This is a genomic window from Ruegeria sp. CH11, from assembly GCF_056537105.1.
In genome coordinates, this window is sequence record NZ_JBQFQX010000003.1 from 313,398 (window position 1) to 336,196 (window position 22,799).

Annotated in this window: 31 protein-coding genes; 13 read left to right on the forward strand and 18 right to left on the reverse strand. The window is 59.5% G+C overall.

Annotation, left to right across the window (positions count from 1 at the left end; all coding sequences use genetic code 11):
• The first annotated feature begins 38 nt into the window (after window positions 1-38).
• Complete coding sequence (ubiG, locus tag ACR0LX_RS07415; RefSeq protein WP_480783157.1) at window positions 39-785, forward strand: bifunctional 2-polyprenyl-6-hydroxyphenol methylase/3-demethylubiquinol 3-O-methyltransferase UbiG; 747 nt, start codon at window positions 39-41, stop codon at window positions 783-785.
• A gap of 103 nt (window positions 786-888) precedes the next feature.
• Entirely contained in the window at window positions 889-1,314 is a 426-nt protein-coding gene (locus ACR0LX_RS07420) for a hypothetical protein (RefSeq protein WP_480783158.1), read from the forward strand.
• Between the two features lie 10 nt (window positions 1,315-1,324).
• Here ACR0LX_RS07420 and ACR0LX_RS07425 read toward each other — a convergent pair whose 3' ends face one another.
• The 4 genes from ACR0LX_RS07425 to ACR0LX_RS07440 are packed head-to-tail and all read right to left on the reverse strand — an operon-like array spanning window position 1,325 to window position 3,671.
• Window positions 1,325-1,765 carry a MarR family winged helix-turn-helix transcriptional regulator gene (locus ACR0LX_RS07425; protein ID WP_480783159.1) on the reverse strand — a complete coding sequence of 147 codons (441 nt, stop codon included), beginning with the start codon at window positions 1,763-1,765 and terminating at the stop codon, window positions 1,325-1,327.
• 15 nt (window positions 1,766-1,780) lie between these two features.
• On the reverse strand, window positions 1,781-2,611 hold the full coding sequence (locus ACR0LX_RS07430) for a carbon-nitrogen hydrolase family protein (protein WP_480783160.1): 831 nt from the start codon (window positions 2,609-2,611) through the stop codon (window positions 1,781-1,783).
• On the reverse strand, window positions 2,611-2,868 hold the full coding sequence (gene grxC / locus ACR0LX_RS07435; RefSeq protein WP_480579341.1) for a glutaredoxin 3: 258 nt from the start codon (window positions 2,866-2,868) through the stop codon (window positions 2,611-2,613). Before grxC ends, ACR0LX_RS07430 begins: the two co-directional genes overlap by 1 nt.
• Window positions 2,869-2,906: 38 nt before the next feature.
• Entirely contained in the window at window positions 2,907-3,671 is a 765-nt protein-coding gene (locus tag ACR0LX_RS07440) for a double zinc ribbon domain-containing protein (protein ID WP_480783161.1), read from the reverse strand.
• Between ACR0LX_RS07440 and ACR0LX_RS07445 the strand changes: the two genes are divergently transcribed.
• Together ACR0LX_RS07445 and hemH are read left to right on the forward strand one after the other, a co-directional pair.
• A complete protein-coding gene (locus ACR0LX_RS07445) occupies window positions 3,652-4,482 on the forward strand; it encodes a class I SAM-dependent methyltransferase (RefSeq protein ID WP_480783162.1) in 831 nt (276 codons plus the stop codon). The two genes, ACR0LX_RS07440 and ACR0LX_RS07445, sit on opposite strands and share 20 nt — an antisense overlap.
• A 55-nt stretch (window positions 4,483-4,537) precedes the next feature.
• Window positions 4,538-5,587, forward strand: coding sequence for a ferrochelatase (gene hemH / locus ACR0LX_RS07450; RefSeq protein WP_480783163.1), 1,050 nt, complete (start codon window positions 4,538-4,540; stop codon window positions 5,585-5,587).
• A 64-nt stretch (window positions 5,588-5,651) separates the two neighbouring features.
• Here the strand turns inward: hemH and ACR0LX_RS07455 are convergent, their stop codons facing one another.
• Together ACR0LX_RS07455 and ACR0LX_RS07460 are read right to left on the reverse strand one after the other, a co-directional pair.
• Window positions 5,652-5,834: a hypothetical protein gene (locus ACR0LX_RS07455; RefSeq protein ID WP_010442520.1), complete on the reverse strand. Its 183-nt coding sequence runs from the start codon at window positions 5,832-5,834 to the stop codon at window positions 5,652-5,654.
• Between the two features lie 140 nt (window positions 5,835-5,974).
• Complete coding sequence (locus tag ACR0LX_RS07460) at window positions 5,975-6,574, reverse strand: L,D-transpeptidase (RefSeq protein ID WP_480579333.1); 600 nt, start codon at window positions 6,572-6,574, stop codon at window positions 5,975-5,977.
• Between the two features lie 168 nt (window positions 6,575-6,742).
• Here ACR0LX_RS07460 and dalA point away from each other — a divergent pair, with 168 nt between their 5' ends.
• Window positions 6,743-7,258, forward strand: a complete 516-nt coding sequence (dalA, locus tag ACR0LX_RS07465; protein ID WP_480579331.1) for a divisome-associated lipoprotein DalA — start codon at window positions 6,743-6,745, stop codon at window positions 7,256-7,258.
• Here the strand turns inward: dalA and ACR0LX_RS07470 are convergent.
• From ACR0LX_RS07470 to ACR0LX_RS07505, 8 genes are all read right to left on the reverse strand, one after another.
• Complete coding sequence (locus ACR0LX_RS07470; protein ID WP_480783164.1) at window positions 7,255-8,286, reverse strand: hypothetical protein; 1,032 nt, start codon at window positions 8,284-8,286, stop codon at window positions 7,255-7,257. The two genes, dalA and ACR0LX_RS07470, sit on opposite strands and share 4 nt — an antisense overlap.
• 105 nt (window positions 8,287-8,391) lie before the next feature.
• Window positions 8,392-8,856, reverse strand: coding sequence for a PTS sugar transporter subunit IIA (locus tag ACR0LX_RS07475; protein WP_480579327.1), 465 nt, complete (start codon window positions 8,854-8,856; stop codon window positions 8,392-8,394).
• A 57-nt stretch (window positions 8,857-8,913) separates the two neighbouring features.
• On the reverse strand, window positions 8,914-9,477 hold the full coding sequence (gene hpf / locus ACR0LX_RS07480; RefSeq protein ID WP_480579325.1) for a ribosome hibernation-promoting factor, HPF/YfiA family: 564 nt from the start codon (window positions 9,475-9,477) through the stop codon (window positions 8,914-8,916).
• Between the two features lie 252 nt (window positions 9,478-9,729).
• Window positions 9,730-10,488 carry an LPS export ABC transporter ATP-binding protein gene (gene lptB / locus ACR0LX_RS07485; protein ID WP_480783165.1) on the reverse strand — a complete coding sequence of 253 codons (759 nt, stop codon included), beginning with the start codon at window positions 10,486-10,488 and terminating at the stop codon, window positions 9,730-9,732.
• Window positions 10,488-10,979, reverse strand: coding sequence for an LptA/OstA family protein (locus ACR0LX_RS07490; RefSeq protein WP_480579321.1), 492 nt, complete (start codon window positions 10,977-10,979; stop codon window positions 10,488-10,490). Before ACR0LX_RS07490 ends, lptB begins: the two co-directional genes overlap by 1 nt.
• Before the next feature lie 3 nt (window positions 10,980-10,982).
• Entirely contained in the window at window positions 10,983-11,582 is a 600-nt protein-coding gene (gene lptC, locus ACR0LX_RS07495) for an LPS export ABC transporter periplasmic protein LptC (protein ID WP_480579319.1), read from the reverse strand.
• Between the two features lie 10 nt (window positions 11,583-11,592).
• Window positions 11,593-12,555: a KpsF/GutQ family sugar-phosphate isomerase gene (locus ACR0LX_RS07500; RefSeq protein WP_480783166.1), complete on the reverse strand. Its 963-nt coding sequence runs from the start codon at window positions 12,553-12,555 to the stop codon at window positions 11,593-11,595.
• Entirely contained in the window at window positions 12,552-13,166 is a 615-nt protein-coding gene (locus ACR0LX_RS07505) for a ribonuclease D (RefSeq protein ID WP_480579315.1), read from the reverse strand. The genes ACR0LX_RS07500 and ACR0LX_RS07505 overlap by 4 nt, the downstream gene beginning before the upstream one ends.
• Before the next feature lie 132 nt (window positions 13,167-13,298).
• On the opposite strand from ACR0LX_RS07505, the gene ACR0LX_RS07510 reads away from it, so the two are divergent.
• From ACR0LX_RS07510 to ACR0LX_RS07545, 8 genes are all read left to right on the forward strand, one after another.
• Window positions 13,299-13,562, forward strand: a complete 264-nt coding sequence (locus ACR0LX_RS07510; protein ID WP_480579313.1) for a metal-sensing transcriptional repressor — start codon at window positions 13,299-13,301, stop codon at window positions 13,560-13,562.
• 3 nt (window positions 13,563-13,565) lie between these two features.
• The gene (locus ACR0LX_RS07515; RefSeq protein ID WP_480783167.1) at window positions 13,566-14,789 is read left to right on the forward strand and encodes an MFS transporter; all 1,224 of its coding nucleotides are present in this window, start codon (window positions 13,566-13,568) and stop codon (window positions 14,787-14,789) included.
• 35 nt (window positions 14,790-14,824) lie between these two features.
• Window positions 14,825-15,253, forward strand: a complete 429-nt coding sequence (locus ACR0LX_RS07520; RefSeq protein WP_480783168.1) for an Lrp/AsnC family transcriptional regulator — start codon at window positions 14,825-14,827, stop codon at window positions 15,251-15,253.
• A 72-nt stretch (window positions 15,254-15,325) separates the two neighbouring features.
• Window positions 15,326-15,997, forward strand: coding sequence for a lytic transglycosylase domain-containing protein (locus ACR0LX_RS07525; protein WP_480783169.1), 672 nt, complete (start codon window positions 15,326-15,328; stop codon window positions 15,995-15,997).
• A 9-nt stretch (window positions 15,998-16,006) separates the two neighbouring features.
• Window positions 16,007-18,094 (forward strand): flagellar biosynthesis protein FlhA, encoded by a 2,088-nt coding sequence (gene flhA / locus ACR0LX_RS07530; protein WP_480783170.1) that lies wholly within the window; start codon window positions 16,007-16,009, stop codon window positions 18,092-18,094.
• Window positions 18,091-18,864 (forward strand): flagellar biosynthetic protein FliR, encoded by a 774-nt coding sequence (locus tag ACR0LX_RS07535; protein WP_480783171.1) that lies wholly within the window; start codon window positions 18,091-18,093, stop codon window positions 18,862-18,864. The genes flhA and ACR0LX_RS07535 overlap by 4 nt, the downstream gene beginning before the upstream one ends.
• Window positions 18,861-19,949, forward strand: coding sequence for a flagellar type III secretion system protein FlhB (gene flhB / locus ACR0LX_RS07540; RefSeq protein ID WP_480783172.1), 1,089 nt, complete (start codon window positions 18,861-18,863; stop codon window positions 19,947-19,949). Before ACR0LX_RS07535 ends, flhB begins: the two co-directional genes overlap by 4 nt.
• Window positions 19,946-20,314 carry a hypothetical protein gene (locus ACR0LX_RS07545; RefSeq protein ID WP_480783173.1) on the forward strand — a complete coding sequence of 123 codons (369 nt, stop codon included), beginning with the start codon at window positions 19,946-19,948 and terminating at the stop codon, window positions 20,312-20,314. The genes flhB and ACR0LX_RS07545 overlap by 4 nt, the downstream gene beginning before the upstream one ends.
• Before the next feature lie 18 nt (window positions 20,315-20,332).
• Here ACR0LX_RS07545 and ACR0LX_RS07550 read toward each other — a convergent pair whose 3' ends face one another.
• The 4 genes from ACR0LX_RS07550 to flgG are packed head-to-tail and all read right to left on the reverse strand — an operon-like array spanning window position 20,333 to window position 22,790.
• A complete protein-coding gene (locus tag ACR0LX_RS07550) occupies window positions 20,333-20,851 on the reverse strand; it encodes a flagellar basal body-associated protein FliL (protein WP_480783174.1) in 519 nt (172 codons plus the stop codon).
• 9 nt (window positions 20,852-20,860) lie between these two features.
• A complete protein-coding gene (gene flgH, locus ACR0LX_RS07555; protein ID WP_480783175.1) occupies window positions 20,861-21,592 on the reverse strand; it encodes a flagellar basal body L-ring protein FlgH in 732 nt (243 codons plus the stop codon).
• Window positions 21,592-22,005, reverse strand: a complete 414-nt coding sequence (gene flgA / locus ACR0LX_RS07560; protein WP_480783176.1) for a flagellar basal body P-ring formation chaperone FlgA — start codon at window positions 22,003-22,005, stop codon at window positions 21,592-21,594. Before flgA ends, flgH begins: the two co-directional genes overlap by 1 nt.
• Window positions 22,005-22,790 carry a flagellar basal-body rod protein FlgG gene (flgG, locus tag ACR0LX_RS07565; RefSeq protein ID WP_480783177.1) on the reverse strand — a complete coding sequence of 262 codons (786 nt, stop codon included), beginning with the start codon at window positions 22,788-22,790 and terminating at the stop codon, window positions 22,005-22,007. The genes flgA and flgG overlap by 1 nt, the downstream gene beginning before the upstream one ends.
• Window positions 22,791-22,799 lie beyond the last annotated feature (9 nt).

The following is a 22,799-nucleotide window of genomic DNA, read 5'->3' on the forward strand; positions in this document are numbered from 1 at the left end:
TATAGTCCTTAAGCGTAAAAGAGCACACGGAGACAGGAATGCAAGCGCATCCGAACACGGTTGACCCGTCCGAGATCGCAAAATTCGAGGCGATGGCCGCGGAATGGTGGGACCCGCATGGGAAATTCAAACCTCTGCACATGCTGAATCCGTGCCGTCTGGATTATATCACACAGCAGATTGCTGGTGAATTTGACCGCGATCTGAAGGCCGCGCGTCCGTTCGAGGGTCTGCGCTTGCTGGATATCGGCTGCGGCGGCGGGCTGCTGAGCGAGCCGATGGCGCGCCTCGGGGCCGAGGTCGTGGGCGCCGACGCCGCCGAAGGAAACCTGCCCGTCGCCCGCATCCATGCCGAACAATCCGGTTTGCAGATCGACTATCGCCACACCACCGCCGAAGACATGGCCGCCGCAGGCGAACAGTTCGACGTGGTGTTGAACATGGAAGTGGTCGAACACGTTGCCGATCCGTTGGGCTTTCTGACCGCGTCGCAGCACTTGCTGAAACCCGGTGGCTTGCTGATCTGCTCGACCATCAACCGCAACCCGAAATCCTATGCGATGGCCATTTTTGGGGCCGAGGTCGTCATGCGCTGGCTGCCGCGCGGCACGCATGAGTGGAACAAGTTCATCACGCCGGATGAGCTGTTCGACCTGCTGCGTCAGGCCGGAATGGACCCGGTGGACCGCAAGGGCTTCGTCTTCAACCCGATCCTGTGGAGCTGGTCGATCTCGGACCGGGATTTGAGCGTGAATTATGTGACGGCGAGTGTGAAGCCGGGGTAGGATGGGCGTTTACACCTATCGTTCATTGGACAACTGGTAAGCGGAGATAGTTGCAAGCACTCATCGCGCGTTTGATCTACTTAACCACTACAAAGTTGTTTGGATGAAATTTGAACCGCCAAAAAACACCTCAAAGCCACGCGAGAGTCTTGGTTCGATTCTAGCCTTTTCCTTCATTATCGTTTGGCTATTTGGGTTGTTTGTCGCAACTCTTGGTTGGACGTGTTTATCCAATCGCTTCGAAGGGAATGCTAAGCTAGGCTTTTGTAACGCCGCTATAGTTACCAGTTCGTGGACTCGTCTTTCACCAAGGGGACGGGCCAAGGGCGCAAAGCTGCACCTCGAACGCGGCATCGCTTTGTCGCAATTGGGTCGTAACGATCAGGCACGTATAGCATTTGAACGCGCACTACGAAATGTGAACGCAGTTTCGGGTAGCTGGCAGCAAGATTTGCCAAAGCGAATGATCACTGTTGAAGACGACAACGCGTTAGAGATTTGGAGTTCCGTCGTTGACCCGACAAAATAAGTTCAAAGACCTACTCCCCCTCCAACTGCAACCGTAAATCCCGCAGCACGGGCAACGTACTCCGCACCCGCTCCAGCCCAAGCTCTCCGACCACGCGGTTGATCAGCGGGGCGATCGACGCAATCGCCTGATCGCGTGCACGGCGACCGGCGGGGCTGATGGCCACCATCTTGCGGCGGGCGTCGTCCCAGTCGGGGCGGATGTGGATGTATCCGGCCCATTCCAGCTTGGCCAAAGTGTTGGTCATTGCCCCTCGGGTCACGTGGAAGGTGTTCGCAAGTTGTGCTGGACTGCGTTCGTCCCCGACAAAAACCAGATGGTTCAGCACCGAGAAATGCGAGATTTCCATGCCCTTGGGCAGCACCCGGCTTAGCCGGTTGCGCAATAGCTGGTCGGCGGTCAGGATCTCGCTGAACAGCGTGACCGCCAGGGCATTTTTTTCGTCCGTCATAAATCCGGTTCTGGATCAGGGACCTTTGAAGGGTCGCACATGAGTCAATGAGGGCACACGACGGCGCGCCTCGGACACAGAACTATCATGCAAATCGAAAATGTGAATGCCCGGATCGGTGCCTGCGTCGATCAGCACCTCTCCCCAAGGGGCGACAACCATGCTGTGACCGTAGGTATACCGGGTCTTTCCGCGCGTTTTCGGATGCTCACCTGTCTGGGCCGGCGCCAGCACCCAGCAGCCGTTTTCGATCGCCCGCGCCCGCAGCAACGATTGCCAATGCGCTGCCCCGGTAACGGGCGAGAACGCTGCCGGAACGGTCAGGATGCGCGCACCCGCCTGCGCCAGCGCGGCATAAAGATGCGGAAAACGAATGTCATAACAAATGGTCAGCCCCAGCGTGCCGAAATCGGTCTCGGCAATCACCGCTTTCTCGCCAGGCCGGTAGTTTTTCGATTCGCGAAACGTCTCGGCCTCGGTGACCTGAACGTCGAACATGTGGATCTTGTCATACCGCGCCACAATCTGCCCTTGCGGATCAATCAGGAAGGACCGGTTGGCAAACCGCCCATCCGCATCGTGGGTTTTGATCGCCAGCGAACCGATCAGAAGCCACACGCCCAAATCGCTGGCCTGCGCGCACAGACCAGCCAGGGTGATGTCATCTTCTTCGTGCTGCAAGACCTCTCGCTGCCGCGTGGTGCTGGTTGAGATACAATTCGTCACCTCGGGCGTCAGGACGAACCGAGCGCCCTGCCCGGCGGCCTCAACCATCATCGCGCGCACCGTCTCCAGGTTTTCGCGCGGATCATCCGACGATGTGATTTGCAGCAGCGCGGTTTTCATCAGGCCGCCAAAAGGCTGTCCAGCTTGCCCTGACGTTCGAGCTCATACAGGTCATCGCAGCCGCCCACATGCGTGGTGCCGATGAAGATCTGCGGTACGGTGCGTTTGCCACCGGCGCGTTGGATCATCTCGGGTTTGCGTTTGGGGTGCATCAGCACGTCGACCTCTTTGAACTCGACGCCTTTCTGCTTCAGCAGGCGCTTGGCTGCATGGCAAAAACCGCAGAGCGGCGAGGTGTAGATTTCTACCGGTTTCATATTCCGTACCTTTTGAATTTCGCGCAATCTTGGGCGAATTAGGCATCCTTGGCAACGCGCGCCAGTACCAACACGAAAATATGATTTGCCCCTGATGCAAGGCAGGCCCGGGCGCACGCCGACAAAGTGGCACCCGAGGTCATCACGTCATCCACCAGCAGCACATCGCGGCCCTTCATGCGCCCGGCGCGCTTGGGGTTGATGGATATTGCCTCGGCAAGGGTTCTGTCCCGTTCTGCGGCGGTTTTTCCATCCAAAACAGGTGTGCGTCGCGTCCTGAGCAGCAGGTCGGGGCAGCATTCCAGCCCGGTTTCGCGCCCCAGATGCTGCGCCAACAGCGCCGATTGATTGTACCGCCGCTTTATCAGGCGCGCCCAATGCAAGGGCACAGGGGCAATCAGCATATCGGGATGAAACAGTTCACGCCCCACCTGCGCCAACCAGCGCGCGGCGGGACGTGAAAGTTCAGGCCGGTCACCATGTTTCAATGCCAGAACCAGCGACCGCGCCATACCCTCATACTTCAGCGCCGCGCGCCCGTCCTGCCAGGGGCGTGGGGACTTCAGGCAATCGTCGCATTCAATGCGAAAACCGTCCCTCGCACCTGGTAGAGGCACCCCACAGCTTTCGCAAACAGTCCTGCCAATGAAGGGTGTGTCCCGCCAGCACGTGCCACACAGGCCAAAGTCCGAATCGGTCAAGTCGCCACATCCCATGCAGCGCGGCGGGTAAATCAGTTTGACGGCGGTTTGAATCCGCTCGCGGATGCGATACCTGCGACCTATGAAACTGCCAGCGTCCAACTCTGCCTCTCTGTTCGATCGCCGGGCACTTGCCCAGCATCGCGCCCGCGCGCGCACCGAGGCGCTTTTTCTGCACCACGCCACCGTGGGTGAGGTGCAGGATCGCCTCTCCATGGTTAACAGAACCTTTACGGCCCCCGCGATTGTGAGCCCGTTTCCACAGGTCTGGTCCGACCTTCTGCCGAATGCGGAAATCGTTGCCGATGACGAGGTTCTGTCGTTGACCCCTGGTGCGCATGATCTGGTGGTTCACGCGATGGCGCTGCATTGGGCCAATGACCCGGTCGGGCAACTGATCCAGTGTCGCCGCGCGCTGCGCGCTGACGGGCTGTTGTTAGCGGTCTGTCTGGGCGGCGAGACGCTGACAGAAATGCGCGCAGCGCTTGGGCAGGCAGAAGTCGCCGTCGCCCAAGGCCTCAGCCCGCGCGTAATCCCGATGGCGGAACTGCGCGACATGGGCGGGTTGCTGCAACGGGCGGGATTGGCGCTGCCGGTTGCCGATACGGTTCCGCTGACGGTGGAATACCGCGATCTGCGCCATCTGATGCAGGATCTGCGCGCGATGGGGGAAACCAATGCGCTGACCGCGCGATTGAAACACCCGACGCGCCGCGCGCTGTTCGAGACCGCGCAAGACATCTATGCCGCGCATTTCACCACCTCTTCGGGCCGGTTGAAAGCCACGTTCGAGTTGATTTGCCTGACGGGTTGGGCACCGGATGACAGTCAGCCCAAACCTCTGCGACCCGGTTCGGCGCAGGTGCGACTGGCCGAAGCACTTCGCACCGATGAACGCAAACTGCGTGATTGACGACCGGGCATTTCCCTATATCTCAGACCGGAACACCAAATTCAGGAAGCCTCATATGTTTGACGCCACTCGCCCCTCGCATGCTCCTGCGGATCACCCCAAGGTCAAGATGGGCCGCGTTGGCATCCTGCTGGCAAATCTGGGCACTCCTGACGACTACAGCTACTGGCCGATGCGGCGCTATCTGAACGAGTTCCTGTCGGATCAGCGCGTGATCGACTATCCCAAGTGGAAATGGCAGCCGATCCTGCAAGGGATCATCCTGACCAAACGCCCCTTCAGTTCGGGCGAGGCGTACAGGTCGATCTGGAACCACGACAAGGGTGAAAGCCCATTGATGACGATCACCAAGGATCAGACCGCCAAACTGAAACAAGCGATGCAGGATCGATATGGCGATCAGGTACTGGTCGATTTCTGCATGCGCTATGGCAACCCGTCGACCAAGTCCAAAGTACGACAGATGGTGGCCGAGGGTTGCGACCGCATCCTGTTCTTCCCGCTGTATCCGCAATACGCAGGCGCCACGACCGCCACCGCAAATGACCAGTTCTTTCGCGCCCTGATGGAAGAGACATGGCAGCCCGCCAGCCGCACGGTTCCGGCCTATTTCGACCAACCCGCCTATATCGACGCTTTGGCGGGATCAGTCGAACACGCCTATGCGGCGATGGAGCGCAAGCCGGATATTCTAGTCTGCTCGTACCACGGAATGCCCGAACGTTATCTGCAACAGGGCGATCCATATCACTGTCAGTGTGCCAAAACCTCAAGACTGCTGAAAGAGCGTCTGGGTTGGTCGGACGATCAACTGGTTTCGACCTTCCAGTCGCGCTTTGGCCCCGAGGAATGGTTGAAGCCCTATACGGTCGATCACGTGGCTGATCTGGCGCGGCAGGGAAAGAAGAATATCGCAGTCATCGCCCCGGCATTTTCTGCCGATTGCATTGAGACGCTGGAAGAGATCAATGAAGAGATCCGGGAAAGCTTTGAAGAGGCCGGGGGCGAGCGCTTTACCTATATCCCCTGCCTTAACGGCGAAGACGCCCATATTGCGGCATTGGGCAAGGTGATTGAAGACAACCTTCGCGGCTGGCTCGACTGACCGCTGCAATAAAAAAGGCGGTGGAAAGCTCCACCGCCTTTTCTGTTAACTGAGTCTCGTCGACTTAGCTTGCTGCAACAGCTGCGGCAACAACAACCAGCAGGATCAGCGGCAGGATGATGCCCTGCGACGAACCTTGGGTTTCTTCGACAACGACAGGTGCTTCAACAACCGGCTCTTCCAGGTTACCGGCATATGCGGTCGAAGCAGCAGCGGTCAGTGCAGCAGCGAGAACGAGTTTCTTCATAATTAACCTCCAGAATTTGCGCGAATCCAACGATCTGGAACGCGCATCCAAGACTTACCTCGTGTTTTTTTCTAATCAGCAATACGCAGGGATTGCAATTGCAACTTGCCAGACAAGCGGGTTCGCGCGCCAAAATGTCGTCAAATTAGCAACACTTGCGTGCCAACCTTCGCCATTGAGAACAGCTCAGCAATGTCTTCATTGAACAGTCCGATGCAACCATTCGACGAACGTCGCCCGATTTTGCGCGTGTCATGCGTGCCGTGGATGCGATAGTACTTCCAGCTCAGGTACAAAGCATGTGTTCCCAATGGGTTATCTGGTCCCGGCGGAATATAGTCTGGCCATTCCGGATTACGCTTCTTCATTGATGGCGTTGGCGACCAACTTGGGCCTTCAACCTTGCGGATGACGCTGGTGCGGCCGCGACGGGTCAATTCCTCGGTCAGAGGCACAGACGAAGGGTAGAGTTTATAGACCCTCTGATCATCCGACCAATAGTGCAGAGCACGCGAGACGGTATCGACAAGAATCGCACCGTTATTTGTGTTGGAAAAATATGGCCGCCAGTCCAGCGCACGGAACCCCGAGACGTTGCGGCGCACTTGCGGCTCTGGCTCAGGCGCGGGCCGCAGGGGATCGCCGGGGATGTACTGAGCAACGGCAGGAGAGGCGAGGCTGGCAGCAGCGCCCGCGATGAATCCACGGCGCGAGGGTTTCAAAATATGCTTTTTGACCATGATGGTGGCCCTTCTGTACAGGAAAGCAGAAAATCTGACGTATTCTATGGCCAGAATGCTTCAGTCGCAAATCAAACCGGCAGAATCATGCAGGCCCAAGCCATTGTGCATTTGCCCCGGCGCTTCAGGCAGGCTATTTCCCTGTTTGACACTAAATTCAGGCCCATCATGACGCGTATTCTTTCTCTTCTACTGATTTGTTTCACCGCTTTGGCGGCATGTACCGATTCGCGAACCACCGCGCTGGGGGCCGATGGCAGGCCCTTGCCGTCGGTCTACAAGATCCGCGGCAACCCCGAGAAACTGCAATTCCGGATGTTGGATTCGGTCAACGCGCTGCGTCAGGCACAGGGGCTACAACCTGTTCAGCTGAACTCAAGCCTGAACGCGGCTGCAGCGACCCATTCCAAGGACATGGCCCGGCAGAACCGGCCCTGGCATTTCGGCTCGGACGGATCCTCGCCGATCGATCGCGCTGCGCGGGCGGGGTATTTTGGAACGTTTCTGGGCGAAGCGATTTCCGAAACCTATGAGACTGAAACCGAGACGCTTGCCGCCTGGATGCAGGAACCCGGTCCGCGTGCCGTGATCATGGACGCCAAGGCGACCCAGATGGGATTTGCCTGGCATCAGGAAGGTGGCGGCAAGATCTGGTGGACCCTGGAAATGGGAACCGGCGGCTAAAACGCGATCGGGGATATCCCGCCTGTGAACGCCGCAAGGATCGGTGCTGTCAAGGCAATGCCGGCGCGAATGTAGTCGCTTGCCCCTTCTTTCAGCCCATGTGAGGCCTGCCAGTCGCTGACTTCCTGCGATTGCTGCGGCCCGGTGCTTTGGGCGGCAGAAGTTGCAAGTCGTTTGACCCGACCGTCAAGGATCAGCGCGACAGGCAGATAGAAGCTCAGCAGCAACAAGCTGAAATAGGTGCCGGTGAACAGTGCCGAGGCCAAAACAACTGCGCTGTAGGCCGATCTTTCCGATTCCGAGACCAAAGGCAGCGGCCAGTGCATCCAGCTTGTAGCAAAGAACATGCCGAAGGTAAGAATGACGCTGGACAGATAGAGTTGCTGTCGCATCTGTTGCAAGTTTCTGGCCAGTTGCGCAGCCGCGTCCTCGAAATCATCACCGTCACGGGATTCCAGACACAAGATCATCCCAACGATCAACGCGCCCACGGCGAGCCCGGCAAGGGCAGTGACAATGTCCAGAATGCGGTTGAACAGGGAAATAACAGGCACATCCCCGCATAGCCCCAACAGCCAACGGTCCTCCGGCCCGGTACACCCGGGTAGGGTTCCTTGCGAAAGGGCAGTCTCAAAGACGGCAGCACCAAGACGGTGGTACAGACGCGGCCCGTCGGGGGTCATGTTTTGCTGAACAACCGGCGTCAGCGCCAAGATCAGAATTGCGATCATCGTCGCTAGGGCTGCAAATCGGGTTTCGCGTGCCAATGGTCGCATCAGGTTGCGGACCAGCAGGGCAACAGGCAACGCCGTAAGCGCAACGAAAAACCATGTGGCAGCTAGGAACCGAAAGCGCCCAACCGCTTCGAGCCACGGCCGATCGCTTTGCAGGATCTCCGGAGGGACGTTCAGGTCCGTAGCAATCAGATGATTCGAGATAAGCGCGTTAAGCCCGAAAATACTGATTGGAACAAACGCGATGGCGAAATAGCGCAATTTTACCCGGCGTTCGACCACAACTGTCCCCATGCGTTCGTTCGTTTTTCAACGAATACATAGCACAAGACCGGGTGTTACGCATGTGCGGGGCGAGACCGCTAGGCGCCGCCCGGAAACAGGACCAGCTCTGAGCCTTCAGGCGGCCTGCATCGATTGCGCTTCGGTCAGGATGGCGTACAGCTTGACCGGGTCAGGGTTGGCCCGCAGCTTGGCGCAGACCGTGGGTTCGCGCAGAGTGCGCGACACCAGCGCAAGCGCCTTGAGATGTTCGACGCCTGCCTCTTCGGGGGCAAACAGCGAAAACGCAAGGTCCACCGGCTGCCGATCGACCGAGCCAAAGTCGATGGGCTTCTCCAGCAGCACAAAGACCCCTGCAACCGATTCAATTTCGGACAGGCGCGCATGCGGCAGCGCGACCCCGTGGCCGACACCGGTCGGGCCCAGGCTTTCACGTTCCAGCAAGTTTTCGACGATGGCCTGCGAATCCAACCCCATCGTACCAGCGGCGACGTCGCCGATTTCCTGAAACAGCCGCTTTTTGCTGGAAGCAGACGATAACACGCGTACTGCTTCGGGCTTCAGTATGCTCGAAAGCTCCATGATCATGCTCCATGGCGCCCCCCGGCCACGCCGGGGGTGCCTCGTTGTCCTTGCCTGTTACGGATCGATCCAGCCGATATTGCCGTCGTCCCGGCGATACACGACATTCAACCCGTCCTTGTTCTCATTACGGAACACCAACACCGGCGCACCGGCAAGTTCCATTTGCATGACGGCCTCACCTACGCTGAGCGATGGAATCTGCGTCTCCATCTCAGCCACAATCATAGGCTGAAGCGATTCGGGCTCTGCAGCCGTCTCCGATTCGTCAGAGGCGAGGATATATGAGGAGGCGCCGAATAGTTCAACCGGCTCGGACCGGTCCTTGTGATGATCTTTCAACCGGCGCTTGTAGCGGCGCAGTTGGGTTTCCATCTTGTCGCAGCAGCCCTCAAACGCCGCATAAATCTCGGTTGCGTGGGCCTTGGCCTGTGCCGTCAGGCCAGTGGATAAATGTACAGTGGTTTCGCATACATATTCATGCGCTGAACGGGAAAAGACGACGTTGGCGTCGGTTGGGCGCTGGGCGTATTTGCCCACAACCTCGCCCAGTTCGGTCTGCACATGGGATTGCAGGGCCGCACCGATGTCGATCTGTTTTCCGCTGATTTGGTAACGCATGTGATCTCCTTCACAATTCACACCCATTCTGACGTCACGTAATGTGACGAACTTGTTTTTATCGGGTGGGGGATATCGGCAGTTTCTGCGGTTGCCTCTGGCCCGGCCCTTCAGTGAAGGGAGATCGAGATCCAGTCTGGAACCGAATAATTGCCATGACCCAATTGAGGCAAGAGACGAGGGAAGAGTCAATCAAAACAGGTGTGTATATACGCGATTTCCGCCATGCACCCGGCGCAATTTCGCGCAAGCCTATGAAATTCTGAAATTTTCGCCCAGATACACGCGGCGTACATTTTCGTTCTCGACAACTTCGTCCGGCGTACCCGACATCAGTACCTGCCCGTCATGCAGGATGTAGGCACGATCGACGATTTCCAGCGTTTCCCGGACGTTATGGTCGGTGATCAGCACGCCGATTCCGCGTTTCTTCAGGTCGGCGACCAGATGGCGGATATCGCCTACGCTGATCGGATCAACCCCGGCAAAAGGTTCGTCCAGCAGCAAATACTTCGGATCTGCAGCCAGGCAGCGCGCAATCTCGACCCGGCGGCGTTCGCCCCCAGACAACGCCAGAGCGGGTGCGCGGCGCAGGTGTTCGATCGAGAAATCCGACAGCAACTCCTCCAGCCGTTCCTTGCGGCGATGCGCGTGATTGACGGTGATATCCAGCACGGCCGAGATATTGTCTTCGACGCTCATCCCGCGAAAGATCGACATTTCCTGCGGTAGATACCCGATCCCCAACCGCGCTCGGCGATACATCGGCAGGGTGGTGACGTTCTGCCCATCAATCGTGACCGTGCCGGCTTCAGGGAATACCAGCCCAGCGACCGAATAAAAAGTTGTCGTCTTGCCAGACCCGTTCGGGCCCAACAGGGCCACGACCTCGGATCGGCCCAGCGTCATGGACACGTCCCGGATTACGGTCTTCTTACGGTAGGACTTGCGCAGCTTTTCGATCTTGAGACCAGAATAGCCCTCGGCAACGGACAGTTTCGGGCTGTTCATCAATTTCCACTCGGCTGCAGGATTGTTTTGACCCGGCCCGACATGGTGGCCAGACCCGTGTTCAGGTTGGCGATCATCTCGTCACCGCTGATGACGCTGGGGCCTTGTGTCAGCAGAACATTGCCTTTCATCTCGATCACGCCCGAGTCGATGGTGTATTCTGCCCAATCGCCCTCGGCCGCGTCCGGCGGGCTGACCAACACCACATTCTCGGTCGCTTCCATCCGCTCAATCGCGGATTGTTCTTCGTTGTAGATGACCAGAACACGCTCGGCCGTCAGGCGCATCTCGCCCTGAATGACAATGACATTGCCCAGAAACTCGGCCGATCCGTCTTCCTGATTGACGTTCAGGGTCTCGGAGGTCACCTCGACCGGCAGGGTCGGGTCTGCGTTTGGTGAGCCGAATGCCACCTGAGCCTCCTGCGCCAACGCAGGCAATCCGCCAAACGCAACAGCAAGGGAAACAGAGACGACACGTAAATCAAACACAGGTTATCTTTCAGCTTTTTGTGGCTCGTATACCAGTTTCACACCATCTGTAAAAAGAATATGGACCGGTCCGTCCTTTTTTTCCGTCCCAAATGTCATGCGGCCTGCCGTAAAGTCACCGATCGGGCCGGTTCCATCAACCTGCCCCGGCGTGTTTCCGCGAATTTCGTCCAGTGATGTGTTCAACAGATCAGTCGTGACCTGAATACCGTCTGCCGTCGTGATCACGACATCGCCAACGAATGTGGCGGTGCCCTTGTCGGGGCGGATCGTGCCCTCGTTGGACACCATGGTGATTTCGCGCCCGTTGCTCAGATCGTATTGCCCGTGGATCTCGGACGCGGTTGGGTCGTCGCCTTCCTGACCCTGGCGGGCCTGACGCGCCTCGATGCGAACCTCTTCGCCCTTACGAGTCACGCCCTGGTAGTCCGGCAGCGTAACCACCTGATCGGCCATTCGCTGATCGATCGCGTCCCCGGTAAACGGTCCGGTTCCATTGGTATCGATACTGCGCGACAGCAAGAATACAGTCGCCAGCAGAAAGATCGCCGCCAGCGGCAACAGCACCTTGAAGAACTGCACCATACGGGAATAGCGATCCACGGCGTCCTCCTCAGCCCAAACCGACGCGCAGACAGTCGTGGATATGCAACAGCCCCTGCGCCAGCCCGTCTGCCTCGGGGTCGACAACAAACAACGCGGTAATCTTGCGGTCGTTCATGATCGCAACGGCTTCTTCCGCCAGCGCATTTGGTGCGATGGTCAAGGGATCGCGCGTCATGACCTCGTCGACACTCTTGTCCAGCAATCCGGTCATGTTGCGGCGCAGATCGCCGTCGGTGACGATGCCCAGCAAACGACCAGCACCATCCGTCACGCCGACGACACCAAAGCTTTTTTCGCTCATGACCAGCAGGGCGTCGCCCATCGACGTCCTAGTCGGAACAACCGGCGTATCCGCATGCATCAGATCGCGCACTTTGCTAAGCTGTGCACCCAGCTTGCCGCCGGGGTGGAAATCGCGAAAGTTTTCGGGCCGGAAATCGCGATATTTCATCAACGCAATCGCCAGCGCATCCCCCATCGCAAGCGTTAAAGTCGTCGAGATCGACGGTACCATGCCAAAGCCGCAAGCTTCGCCCAGTGAGGGGATCAGCAGATGCACATCCGCCTGCTTCATCAGCGTGCTTTCCGGCTTGCTGGACAATCCGATCAGCGGGATGCCAAAGCGCCGGGTAAAGGCCAGCAGATTTGCCAGTTCCGGCGCCTCGCCGGAATTCGAGATCGCCAGAACCACGTCGCCCTTCGACACCATGCCAAGATCGCCATGGCTGGCCTCGGCAGGATGCACGAAATAGGCTGGCGTTCCGGTGCTCGCCAGCGTGGCTGCAATCTTGTGCCCGATATGACCGGATTTGCCGATCCCGCTGACGATGATACGGCCAGTCGCGTTCAGGATCATTTGCACCGCTTCGGCGAAATTGTCGTCCAGGCTCTCGCTCAGAACGTCCAACGCGCGCGCCTCGTCGGTGACGACCTGCCGGGCGGTTTTGAGAAAAGACTCAGTGTCGGTCATGAGTGCGCAAAAATATCCGTTTCGGGCCAGCCTGCGAGGTCAAGCTTCGCACGCATCGGCAGAAAATCAAAACAGGCCTGCGCCATTTCCGAGCGGCCTTCGCGGGCCAGACGCCCGTCCAGCGCCTCGCGCAGTTGGTGCAGGTACAGCACGTCCGAGGCTGCGTATTCCAGCTGCGCTTCGGTCAACGTCTCAGCGCCCCAGTCGCTCATCTGCTGCTGCTTCGAGATATCGACGCCGATCAGTTCCTGACACAGATTCTTGAGCCCGTGGCGATCGGTGTAAGTGCGCACCAGTCGGCTGGCGATCTTGGTGCAATAGACCGGTGCGGCCAGGGCACCAAAGGCGTGATACATCGCGGCAATATCGAAGCGTCCGAAATGAAACAGTTTCAGCACGTCCGGGTTTTCCAACATCGCACACAGGTTCGGGGCCGCTGTCTGGCCCTTTTCGACCTGCACGATATGGCTGTGGCCGTCTCCACCCGACATCTGGATCACGCACAGGCGGTCGCGGTGCGGGTTCAGCCCCATGGTTTCGCAGTCGATGGCCACAACAGGGCCCAGATCCAACCCGTCCGGCAGGTCGTTTTTGTACAAGTGGTTCGCCACGGAGTGTTCCTTTGTCCCGTATCGCCCCCGAGATAGGAGGTTTGTCAGGCAAACTCAACGCTCTCAGTTGGTCGACCGGCAAGAGGAGGCCGCGACATTGACAATATCCCTATGGGGGGGATAGGGATAATCATGTCAAACCACACGCACGAATCTCACCCCGAAATCACAGCGCGCCTCAAACGCGCGCACGGGCATTTGGCCAAGGTCATTTCCATGCTGGATGATCACGCCCCCTGCGCCGATATCGCGCAACAGCTGTTCGCAGTGGAAAAGGCGATCACAAATGCAAAACGGGTTCTGATCCACGATCACATCGACCACTGTCTGTCCGCAACTGCGGAGGACGAGAATACCGGTGTTGAGGAGTTCAAGACCATTACGAAGTACCTCTGACAGATGCTCGGTATTCTCAGAAACCGGGTCTACCGGCATCTGTTCGGGGCACAGATCGTCGCCCTGTCGGGGACCGGGCTGGCGACGATTGCACTGGGGTTGCTGGCCTATGATCTGGCTGGTGATCAGGCCGGGCTGGTTCTGGGTACTGCGCTGACCATCAAGATGGTGGCCTACGTATTGGTCGCACCGCTGGCTGCCGCCTTTGCCGAGCGGATTGACCGGCGCAAGATGCTGGTAGCATTGGATTTGGTGCGTGCGGCGGTTGCGGTCGGCCTGCCCTTCGTCACCGAGGTCTGGCAGGTCTATGTTCTGATCTTCGTGCTGCAATCGGCCTCGGCCGGGTTTACACCCGCGTTTCAGGCGACGATCCCGGATGTTCTGACCGACGAAAAGGACTATACCAAGGCGCTGTCCCTGTCGCGGCTGGCCTATGATATGGAAAGCCTGATCAGCCCGGCGCTGGCGGCGCTTTTGCTGACGTTTGTCAGTTTCGACACGCTGTTCTGGGGCACCAGCCTCGGATTCATCGCCTCGGCCATGCTGGTTGTATCGGTGGCGCTTCCGTCCCCGAAACCCGCGGCGCGGCGCGGTATCTATGACCGTACCACCCGAGGTATCCGCCTGTATCTGCGCACGCGACGCTTGCGCGGGTTGTTGGCGCTGAACTGGACTGCCGCCGCTCTCAGCGCGATGGTCATCGTCAACACCGTGGTCATCGTCCGATCCGATCTTGGCCTGTCCGAAAGCGCGGTGGCCATCGCGCTGGCCGGGTTTGGCGGAGGCTCGATGGTGGCAGCCTTTGCGCTGCCGAAACTGCTGGACCATTTCCGGGATCGCAGCGTCATGCTTGGCGGGGCCCTGTTCGGAACTGTCGCAATGGCACTGTCCGCGCTGTTGTCCAGCAGCGCCCCGCTCTCGCTGGGCTTGCTGACTTGCCTGTGGGCCTGCGTTGGATTTGGCTATTCCGCAACGTTGACCCCCTCGGGACGTTTGCTGACACGATCCGCCCGGCCCGAAGATCGTCCTGCGGTCTTTGCGGCCCAATTCACCCTGTCCCACGCTTGCTGGCTGGTGCTCTACCCGATGGCCGGCTGGCTGATGACAAGCCAGGGGGTCACGGTGGCCTTGTTCTGGACCGCTATCGCCGCCGTCCTAGGCCTGTGTCTCGCCTTTGCCCTGTGGCCGCGCGACGGGCAAAGCAGCCCCCGACCCGACACGGCTTGAGCTTGGGTTGTCTTCTGCACTAGACCAAAGGAACCATGGACCAGCTTGACCGCCGCATCATCGCCGCCCTGCAACACAACGCCCGCGACTCGACCACGCGGATCGCCGCGAAACTGGGTGTCGCACGCACCACCGTGCATGAACGCATCAACCGGATGCAGGACCGCGGGGTGATCGCGGGATACTCGGTTATCCTGCGCGAAGCCGAAGATACCCCCAAGGTTCAGGTCATCGTTCTGCTTGAGGTGCAGCAAAAGGAAACCACGCGCATCATCAAGCGACTTGAGGCTTATCCCGAAGTCAAACTGTGCCTGTCGATCAATGGCGAGTTCGACCTGCTGCTGTCCGCCGAGGCACCCCGGATCGAGGATCTGGATATTCTGGTGGACGAGTTGGCCAAAGTTCCCGGCGTCCTGCGCACCAATACCAGCGTGGTCTTTGGTCGGCGTATTGATCGAAACTGAGCGGCGATAACGCTCTGTAAACCCAAAGACCGCTAGCGTGCCCGAGAGTGATCAGAATCTCGGACCGGCAGAATGCCCAGACCTATCGTTGCGCTGTATCTGTTTATTTCTTCCGCGCTGGCCGCCGAAGCTATGCCCGGCGGGGTCGGCGTGTGCGATCGCGCGGCGCGCCGTGCAGCGCAGGCCGAAGGGGTCCCTCTGGACGTGCTTCAGGCCATATCGCGGGTGGAAACGGGCCGCAAACGCGATGGCAGGATCGAGCCCTGGCCCTGGACCGTTAATGTCGAAGGACAGGGATATTGGTTCACCTCGGAAGCCGAGGCCAAAGCCTATGTGTTCAACATCTTCAAAGCCGGCAAGCGCAGTTTCGATGTCGGGTGTTTCCAGATAAACTATCGCTGGCACGGCAAGGCATTCCGGTCCATCGACGCCATGTTCGACCCCGCCGAGAACGCCCTGTACGCAGCGCGGTTCTTAAAAGGGCTTCATGTCGAACTCGGGTCTTGGCCCGCCGCCGCAGGGGCCTATCATTCGCGCACGCCCGCTTTGGCGCAGGCGTACCGGGATCGGTTTCATACCATTTTGGCGCAATTGGACGGCACGACCCCATCGCGACCTCCTGATCCGTTTGCGGGCGCTGCAGGTCCGCTTATTCCACTTGCGCAGGAACACGGGCAACGGGGCGTTCTGGGTTCGCTGATGCCCGCCTCCGGCACCGCCACCGCATTCATCGCCTTCAATTAGGAGCAGCCCTTGCCCCGGATCGACATACGCACCCTGTTTTCGCCGACCGTGCTGCTGGCGCTGGCACTGATGACAGTCATCGTGATGATGATCCTGCCCATGCCGGCCTGGGTTCTTGATGTCGGGCTTGCGGCGTCATTTGCGCTGGCGATCCTGATCTTCTCGCTCACGCTGTTCATCGAACGACCGCTGGACTTTTCGTCCTTCCCGACAATCCTGCTGGCCTCGCTGATGCTGCGGCTGTCGCTGAACGTCTCGTCCACGAAACTGATCATTGGTCAGGGGCACACCGGCACCAACGCCGCCGGAGATGTCATTGAAGGCTTCGCCCAGTTCGTCATGGGCGGCAGCATCTTTCTGGGGCTTGTCGTGTTCGGCGTCCTGCTGATCGTAAACTTCATGGTCATCACCAAGGGGGCTGCCCGCATGGCCGAGGTTGGCGCGCGCTTTGCGCTGGACGGGATGCCCGGCAAACAGCTGGCCATCGACAGCGACATGTCCGCCGGGGCGATCGACCACCAGCAGGCCAAAGAACGACGCGAGCGCGAGCAGCAGGAAACGACATTCTTTGGTTCGCTGGACGGCGCCTCGAAATTCGTCAAGGGGGACGCAATCGCCGGGTTGCTCATCACGCTGCTGAACCTCGTGATGGGGTTGGTGATGGGTGTGATCGTGCACGGCATGCCGGTTACATCGGCCTTTGAAACCTATGCCATTCTGACCGTTGGCGACGGGCTGGTATCGCAGATCCCGGCCGTGATCATCTCGATCGCCTCAGCGCTGCTGCTGGCGCGTGGCGGCACCCAGGGTGCGACGGACAACGCGATATTCTCGCAACTGGGGCGGCACCCGGCCGCGTTGGGAACGGTGGCGGGTCTGATGGTGCTGTTTGCGTTGGTCCCGGGCCTGCCGTTCCTGCCCTTCATCCTTGGCGCAAGCGTTCTGGGCTATGCGGCGTATTCCGTCCGCAAGACCCAAAAGGCCGAGGCCGAGGCGGCACAGACCCCGCCCCCACAGACCGAAACGCCGGTTTCGCAAGCCATTGGCGATATTCTTGACCTTGATGATCTGCATCTGGAATTTGCGCCCGATCTGGTCAGCATGGTGCTGAACCCCGGGACCGGTCTGGATGCACGCATCGCCAATATGCGGACCTATGTCGCCTCCAGCTTCGGCCTGATCTTGCCCGAAATCCGCCTGACCGACCGGGCCGAGCTGCCCATCGGCACCTACGTGATAAAGGTACACGGGGTCGAGCAGGCACGCGGCGTTTTGAATTCCGACCTGGTGCTGGCGCTGGTGCAGGACGGTGCCGATCTTCTGCCCGAGGGCACCGATGTGACCGAACCGGTCTACGGTGCCCCGGCACGTTGGATTCTGCCCAAAGACCAGGAAACCGCAGCGCTCAGCGGTGCAACCATCGTCACCCCGCCTGAAATCCTTGCCACGCATCTTCTGGAGATCATCAAGCAGAACTTCCCGCGCCTGCTGACCCTGAAGTCGCTGCGCCGACTGCTGTCAGAGATGACCCGGCTCAGCGACCCGGTCCGGGCCGAGGCGAACCAGAAACTGCTGGACGAGCTGATCCCCGACAAGGTCCCTATCGACACGCTGCATTCGGTTCTGCGCCTGCTTCTGGACGAACGCGTTTCAATCCGAAATATGGCGCTGATCCTCGAAAGCATCGCCGAAGCGCGCCTGACCACGACTCAGCCCGAAGGCATCTGCGAGCTGGTCCGTCAACAGCTTGGCTTCCAATTGGTCGCCGACATGAAGCGCGACGACGGCTCGATCCCGCTGATCCAGCTGGCCCCGGAATGGGAGGATACGTTTACCACCTACCAGATTGACACGCCCCATGCTGGCCCGGATGTGGCCTTGCCGCCCAATCTGTTCAACAAGTTGGCGGATGGCGTGACGCAAACAGTATCGCAATCCACCGAGCACGGGTTGTTCCCGGCCCTTGTGACCTCGACCCGGCGCCGCCGTCTGCTGCGCACGATCATGCAGGCGCGTGGTATTTCGAACCCAGTGCTTTCGTTCGAGGAAATCGGCCTCGAGGCGCGGCCGGCACTGGTCGGGACCGTGCCCGCATGATCGCTCTGCCGCCCGAACTTCTCTCCGTGATCGGGGGCGGCCTTTGGCACATGTTTGCGGTGTTCCTGCGCGTCGCGGCGCTGGTGTCCTTGCTGCCCGCCTTTGGGGAACGCAGTCTTCCCGTACGCGTGAAGCTGAGCGTTGCCGTGGCGTTCACACTGATCGTGTCTCCCGCCATACCCGAGTATCGCCCCACATCCGGGTTGCTACACCTGACCGCGCTGGTGGGCACCGAGGTTCTGGTGGGGCTGGTTCTGGGGATGGGTCTGCGGTTGTTTGTGCTGGCGCTGCAAACGGCGGGCTCGATCGCCGCACAGGCCACCTCTCTGTCGCAAATTTTGGGCGGTGCCGCCATCGAGCCCGTTCCGGCGATGGGCTACTTCCTGACCCTTGCGGGATTGGCATTGGCGGCGCTGATGGGGCTGCACGTCTACGCCGCCCAGTTCATCATCAACAGCTACGCCCTGTTTCCGATGGCGATCTCGCCATCGGTACCGGACCTGTCGCAATGGGGTGTCGCGCAAGTGTCGCGCAGCTTTGGGCTGGCCTTTGCGCTGGCGACACCCTTTGTCATTGCCTCGCTGATCTATAACCTGGCGCTGGGTGTGATCAACCGCGCGATGCCGCAGCTCATGGTCGCATTCGTTGGCGCCCCGGCGATCACGTTTGCGGGCCTGTTTCTGCTGTTTGCAGGCGCTCCGCTGATCCTGTCCGTCTGGTCCGACGCCCTGTTCGCCTTCCTGCGAGATCCGGTTGGATCCCCGCCATGAGCGGCCAGGACGACGACAGCGACAAGCCATTTGAGCCAACGCCGCAAAAGCTACAGAAGGCTCGCGAAAAGGGCGAGATTGCCAAATCCAATGATCTATCCGTTGTCGCCGCCTATGTCGGTTTGCTGATCGCCATGCTGGTGGCGGGCCAGTATGTGGCTCGCGAACTGGGTGCGGCGCTGCTTGTTCTGATCGATCAACCGGATCAGATCGCCGCCCTGATTGCCGCTGGACCGGCGGCTGCTCCGGTCGCAGGCATCCTCGCCTCAACCCTGACACCGGTCGCCATGCTGTTTGTTTTGCCAGTCGCCGCAGTGGTGCTGAGTCTGATCGCCCAGCGCGCTTTGATTTTCGCCCCTACAAAACTCAAGCCCAAACTGTCCCGTATCTCGCTGGTATCGAACGCCAAGAACAAATTCGGGCGCGGCGGCCTTTTTGAATTTGCAAAGAGCTTTGTGAAGCTGGTGATCTATGGCACATGTCTGGCGGTGTTTTTGCGCGCCCATCTGGATCAGATACTCTCGTCCAGCGCTTCACCCGCCCAGACTTCGATCCTGATGATGATGAGACTGCTGGCCCGGTTTTTGTTCATTGTGGTGTTTGTCGCGCTGGCGATCGGTGTGGTGGATTACCTTTGGCAGCACGCCGAGCACATGCGCAAGAACCGCATGTCGCGCAAGGAAATCCAGGACGAGACCAAAGACGCCGAAGGTGATCCCCACGTCAAACAACAGCGCCGTCACCGGGCGCAGGAAATCGCCACCAATCAGATGATGGCCGACGTGCCGAACGCCGACGTGATCATCGTCAACCCGACCCACTATGCAGTCGCGCTGAAATGGTCGCGCGCCAGCGGCTCGGCCCCGGTCTGCATTGCCAAGGGCATGGACGCTGTCGCCGCCGCTATCCGCTCGGCTGCGGCCGAGGCGGCGGTTCCGATCCATTCCGATCCGCCGACCGCGCGGGCCATTCACGCCACGGTCGAGATCGGGCAGGAGATCGCGCAAGAGCACTACCGCCCGGTGGCTGCAGCCATTCGCTTTGCAGAAGAGATGCGCAAGCGAGCAAAAGGAAAGATTCGTTGAAACTGACACAGCTTTCGGACCTGCGTGCCGTAACCGAAGCCGCGTTTGAAAAAGAGAACCAGCGGCTGCAACCGCTGTTGCAAGCCGAGACGCGGGTCCGGGAACAGCTCGCCCGGTTGGACGCTCAACTTGCACAGGTGCAATCTGACAGTTCGCTTTCGGACAGCTACCGCATCACCGGCACAGACGTTCTGTGGCATCGCTGGGAATCGGCCACGCGGCGTCAGCTGAACATGGAACTGGCGCAGCTACGTGCGCAAAAGCTCGACGCGATGAAAAGCCTGCGCACCGCCTTTGGCCGCAAACAGGCCGTTGCCGAGTTGAGGGCGCAAACCCGCGCAACGGCGCGACGTCCAACCGGATGAATGCCTGGCAGGCCGGTGTCAGCTGTCTTGTCGATTGACACTCATGATCAGAACGCCCGAGATATCCTGCCCCAACTCTTTATGCGCAACTTCCAGCAGGGACTGGCGCAAGACCTCCAGGTTGTTGGACGTGGTAAACGCCCCGTCGAACCCACCTGTATTGGCGTGGTCGAACAGCACCTGCAAGAACCCATCGCGCAGTTTGGGCTCCTTGGCATAAAAGGTATCGGACAGTCCCGGGCTGGCCTGTAAACTCAGCGACATTGTCACCAACGCGGTGATTTCGTCCTCGGAAACCACAGGCACCACGAATTGCTTGGTCAGTTTCAGGTATTCATAGCCGTCGGACTTTTCATCCTTTTTGGCATTCTTGTCCTGCTTGTCCTTGTTCGATTTGGCGTCCTTGGGCTTTTCGGCATCGGCCTTGGCGTCTTTGTGATCCGTGCCGGCCGGGGCCGGTGCCATCAACAGGCCCGCCCCAACCCCCGCAGCCAGTCCAACAACCAAAAAGATGATCGGTAAAAGTTTCTTGATCACAGCAAAACCTCAGAATGGCAGCAACGTATCGAGGACCTGTTGTCCGTAACGGGGTTGCTGGACGTCCGTAATCTGACCGCGACCACCATAGGACACCCGCGCCGAAGCGATCTTGTCATAAGTGATCTCGTTTTGGCGCGAAATGTCCTCGGGGCGCACATAGCCAGAGACCAGCAACTCACGCAGTTCGAAATTCACCCGCAGCTCTTGCGTGCCCGAGATCGACAAAACCCCGTTGGGCAAGACGTCGACCACGGTCGCCGCCACACGCAAAGTCAGTTTTTCTTTGCGTTTTACCGCGCCCTTTCCCTTGGACGACGAAGACGAGTCAATCTCGACAACTTCGTCCAAAGACGCACCTTCGGGCCAGTTCCGCGTGGCACGCTGCGGGAAACCGAACAGGCCAGGTACCGCGAGGCTTTCCTTGCCGGTGCGCGAGCGGTTGGTGTCGTTGGAAATCTCGGCCTTTTCATCCAATTCAATAACAACGGTTAGGATGTCGCCCTTCTTCATCGCGCGCTGATCGCCCAGTAGGGAATGCTGGCCGCCACTCCAAAGCGATGCCTGGTCGACAGTGCGTTGCGACTGGCTATGCAGCGGTAGTCCCGGCCATAGCATTGCCACATGTTCCGGAGATTCGTTTGTCGGCGTCAAGCTGGGCGGCTTGCCCAAATGGTCCAGTCGACCACAGGCCGAAACCGCCAACGCGGTAAGCAGCAGGGATTTGGTCAGGTTTGACATTACTTTACCTCGATTTGCCCATCAGGACGGATTACACCGGTGATCGTTGTGCGCGATGACAGGTTCATGACCCGGATACGCTCACCCGCCGCGCCGCGTCCCAACGCACGGCCTTCGGCGGTGATCGACAGCAGCGCCCGGCCAAACACCAGCGTCACCAGGTCATTGCGATCGACAATCGCCGGAGGGCCGACATCTGCCGGATTGATCGGCCGCCCGGGATACAGCGCAACCCGGGCTTCCTGACCGACCAGGCTTGCAGCGCTTGCCACGGCACCGGTTACGTTGGACGCCTTGACTTCCAAATCTTCGGCTGCGATCACCTCTTTGGCGCGGATCGTTCGGGTCGGGACGACGATCTCGGGCAGGACCGCCTGCGGCCAAGCTGCCAACAACAGAAACAGACACCGCATCACCGCACCTGCGTCGTCGCGCTCATCATCTGGTCGACGGCGGTAATGACCTTGGCGTTCATTTCATAGCCGCGCTGAGCCTCGATCAACTCTGTCACCTCGCGTACGGCGTCGACCGAACTGTCTTCGAGATAGCCTTGCCGCAACGTGCCCAGACCGTCCTCGCCCGGGGTTCCGACTACCGGTGCGCCCGAGGCTTCGGTCTCTTTGAACAAATTGCTTCCGATCGCCTCCAACCCTTTGGCGTTGGAGAAGCTGGCCAACGTGAACTCACCCAACAACTGGCCTTCGGGAGCGTCGTCGAAATAGGCGTAGACCTCGCCCGACGCATTGATCGAGATCGATCTGGCGTCGTCCGGGATCGTGATCTCGGGCGCCACGGTGAAGCCATCCGAGGTCACGATCAGCCCCTCTGCCGATCGTTTCAGACTGCCGTCGCGGGTAAAGGCAGACTGGCCGTTTGGCAGCGTCACTTCCAGATATCCGCGCCCTTCAATGGCGACGTCAAGGTTGCCGCCAGTCTGCGACAGCGCACCCTGTTCCAACTGAACGGTGACCGCCGATGGGCGCACCCCGAGGCCCAGTTGAATACCCGTCGGCAAAACGGTCCCATCAGACGAATTGACGGTGCCAGCGCGCGCCATCTGCTGATAGTGCAGATCGGCAAACTCAGCCCGGCGCGCGTTGTACCCGGTGGTGTTCATATTCGCCAGGTTGTTCGAAATCGTCTCGACCCGCATCTGCTGCGCTGTCATCCCGGTGGCTGCGATCTTGAGTGCCCGCATATCGATTCT

Excerpts from the sequence above, each read along its gene's own strand:
- dalA (WP_480579331.1), top strand. The coding sequence starts at position 6,743 with ATGACGCGTATTCTTTCTCTTCTACTGATTTGTTTCACCGCTTTGGCG.
- ACR0LX_RS07510 (WP_480579313.1), top strand. The coding sequence starts at position 13,299 with ATGTCAAACCACACGCACGAATCTCACCCCGAAATCACAGCGCGCCTC.
- ACR0LX_RS07475 (WP_480579327.1), bottom strand. The coding sequence starts at position 8,856 with ATGGAGCTTTCGAGCATACTGAAGCCCGAAGCAGTACGCGTGTTATCG.
- ACR0LX_RS07430 (WP_480783160.1), bottom strand. The coding sequence starts at position 2,611 with ATGAAAACCGCGCTGCTGCAAATCACATCGTCGGATGATCCGCGCGAA.
- ACR0LX_RS07500 (WP_480783166.1), bottom strand. The coding sequence starts at position 12,555 with ATGACCGACACTGAGTCTTTTCTCAAAACCGCCCGGCAGGTCGTCACC.
- ACR0LX_RS07470 (WP_480783164.1), bottom strand. The coding sequence starts at position 8,286 with ATGGGGACAGTTGTGGTCGAACGCCGGGTAAAATTGCGCTATTTCGCC.
- flgG (WP_480783177.1), bottom strand. The coding sequence starts at position 22,790 with ATGCGGGCACTCAAGATCGCAGCCACCGGGATGACAGCGCAGCAGATG.
- lptB (WP_480783165.1), bottom strand. The coding sequence starts at position 10,488 with ATGAACAGCCCGAAACTGTCCGTTGCCGAGGGCTATTCTGGTCTCAAG.
- ACR0LX_RS07455 (WP_010442520.1), bottom strand. The coding sequence starts at position 5,834 with ATGAAGAAACTCGTTCTCGCTGCTGCACTGACCGCTGCTGCTTCGACC.
- hemH (WP_480783163.1), top strand. The coding sequence starts at position 4,538 with ATGTTTGACGCCACTCGCCCCTCGCATGCTCCTGCGGATCACCCCAAG.
- ACR0LX_RS07460 (WP_480579333.1), bottom strand. The coding sequence starts at position 6,574 with ATGGTCAAAAAGCATATTTTGAAACCCTCGCGCCGTGGATTCATCGCG.
- ACR0LX_RS07515 (WP_480783167.1), top strand. The coding sequence starts at position 13,566 with ATGCTCGGTATTCTCAGAAACCGGGTCTACCGGCATCTGTTCGGGGCA.
- ACR0LX_RS07535 (WP_480783171.1), top strand. The coding sequence starts at position 18,091 with ATGATCGCTCTGCCGCCCGAACTTCTCTCCGTGATCGGGGGCGGCCTT.
- flgA (WP_480783176.1), bottom strand. The coding sequence starts at position 22,005 with ATGCGGTGTCTGTTTCTGTTGTTGGCAGCTTGGCCGCAGGCGGTCCTG.
- ACR0LX_RS07525 (WP_480783169.1), top strand. The coding sequence starts at position 15,326 with ATGCCCAGACCTATCGTTGCGCTGTATCTGTTTATTTCTTCCGCGCTG.
- ACR0LX_RS07420 (WP_480783158.1), top strand. The coding sequence starts at position 889 with ATGAAATTTGAACCGCCAAAAAACACCTCAAAGCCACGCGAGAGTCTT.
- ACR0LX_RS07520 (WP_480783168.1), top strand. The coding sequence starts at position 14,825 with ATGGACCAGCTTGACCGCCGCATCATCGCCGCCCTGCAACACAACGCC.
- flhB (WP_480783172.1), top strand. The coding sequence starts at position 18,861 with ATGAGCGGCCAGGACGACGACAGCGACAAGCCATTTGAGCCAACGCCG.
- ACR0LX_RS07445 (WP_480783162.1), top strand. The coding sequence starts at position 3,652 with ATGAAACTGCCAGCGTCCAACTCTGCCTCTCTGTTCGATCGCCGGGCA.
- ACR0LX_RS07425 (WP_480783159.1), bottom strand. The coding sequence starts at position 1,765 with ATGACGGACGAAAAAAATGCCCTGGCGGTCACGCTGTTCAGCGAGATC.
- hpf (WP_480579325.1), bottom strand. The coding sequence starts at position 9,477 with ATGCGTTACCAAATCAGCGGAAAACAGATCGACATCGGTGCGGCCCTG.
- ubiG (WP_480783157.1), top strand. The coding sequence starts at position 39 with ATGCAAGCGCATCCGAACACGGTTGACCCGTCCGAGATCGCAAAATTC.
- grxC (WP_480579341.1), bottom strand. The coding sequence starts at position 2,868 with ATGAAACCGGTAGAAATCTACACCTCGCCGCTCTGCGGTTTTTGCCAT.
- flgH (WP_480783175.1), bottom strand. The coding sequence starts at position 21,592 with ATGTCAAACCTGACCAAATCCCTGCTGCTTACCGCGTTGGCGGTTTCG.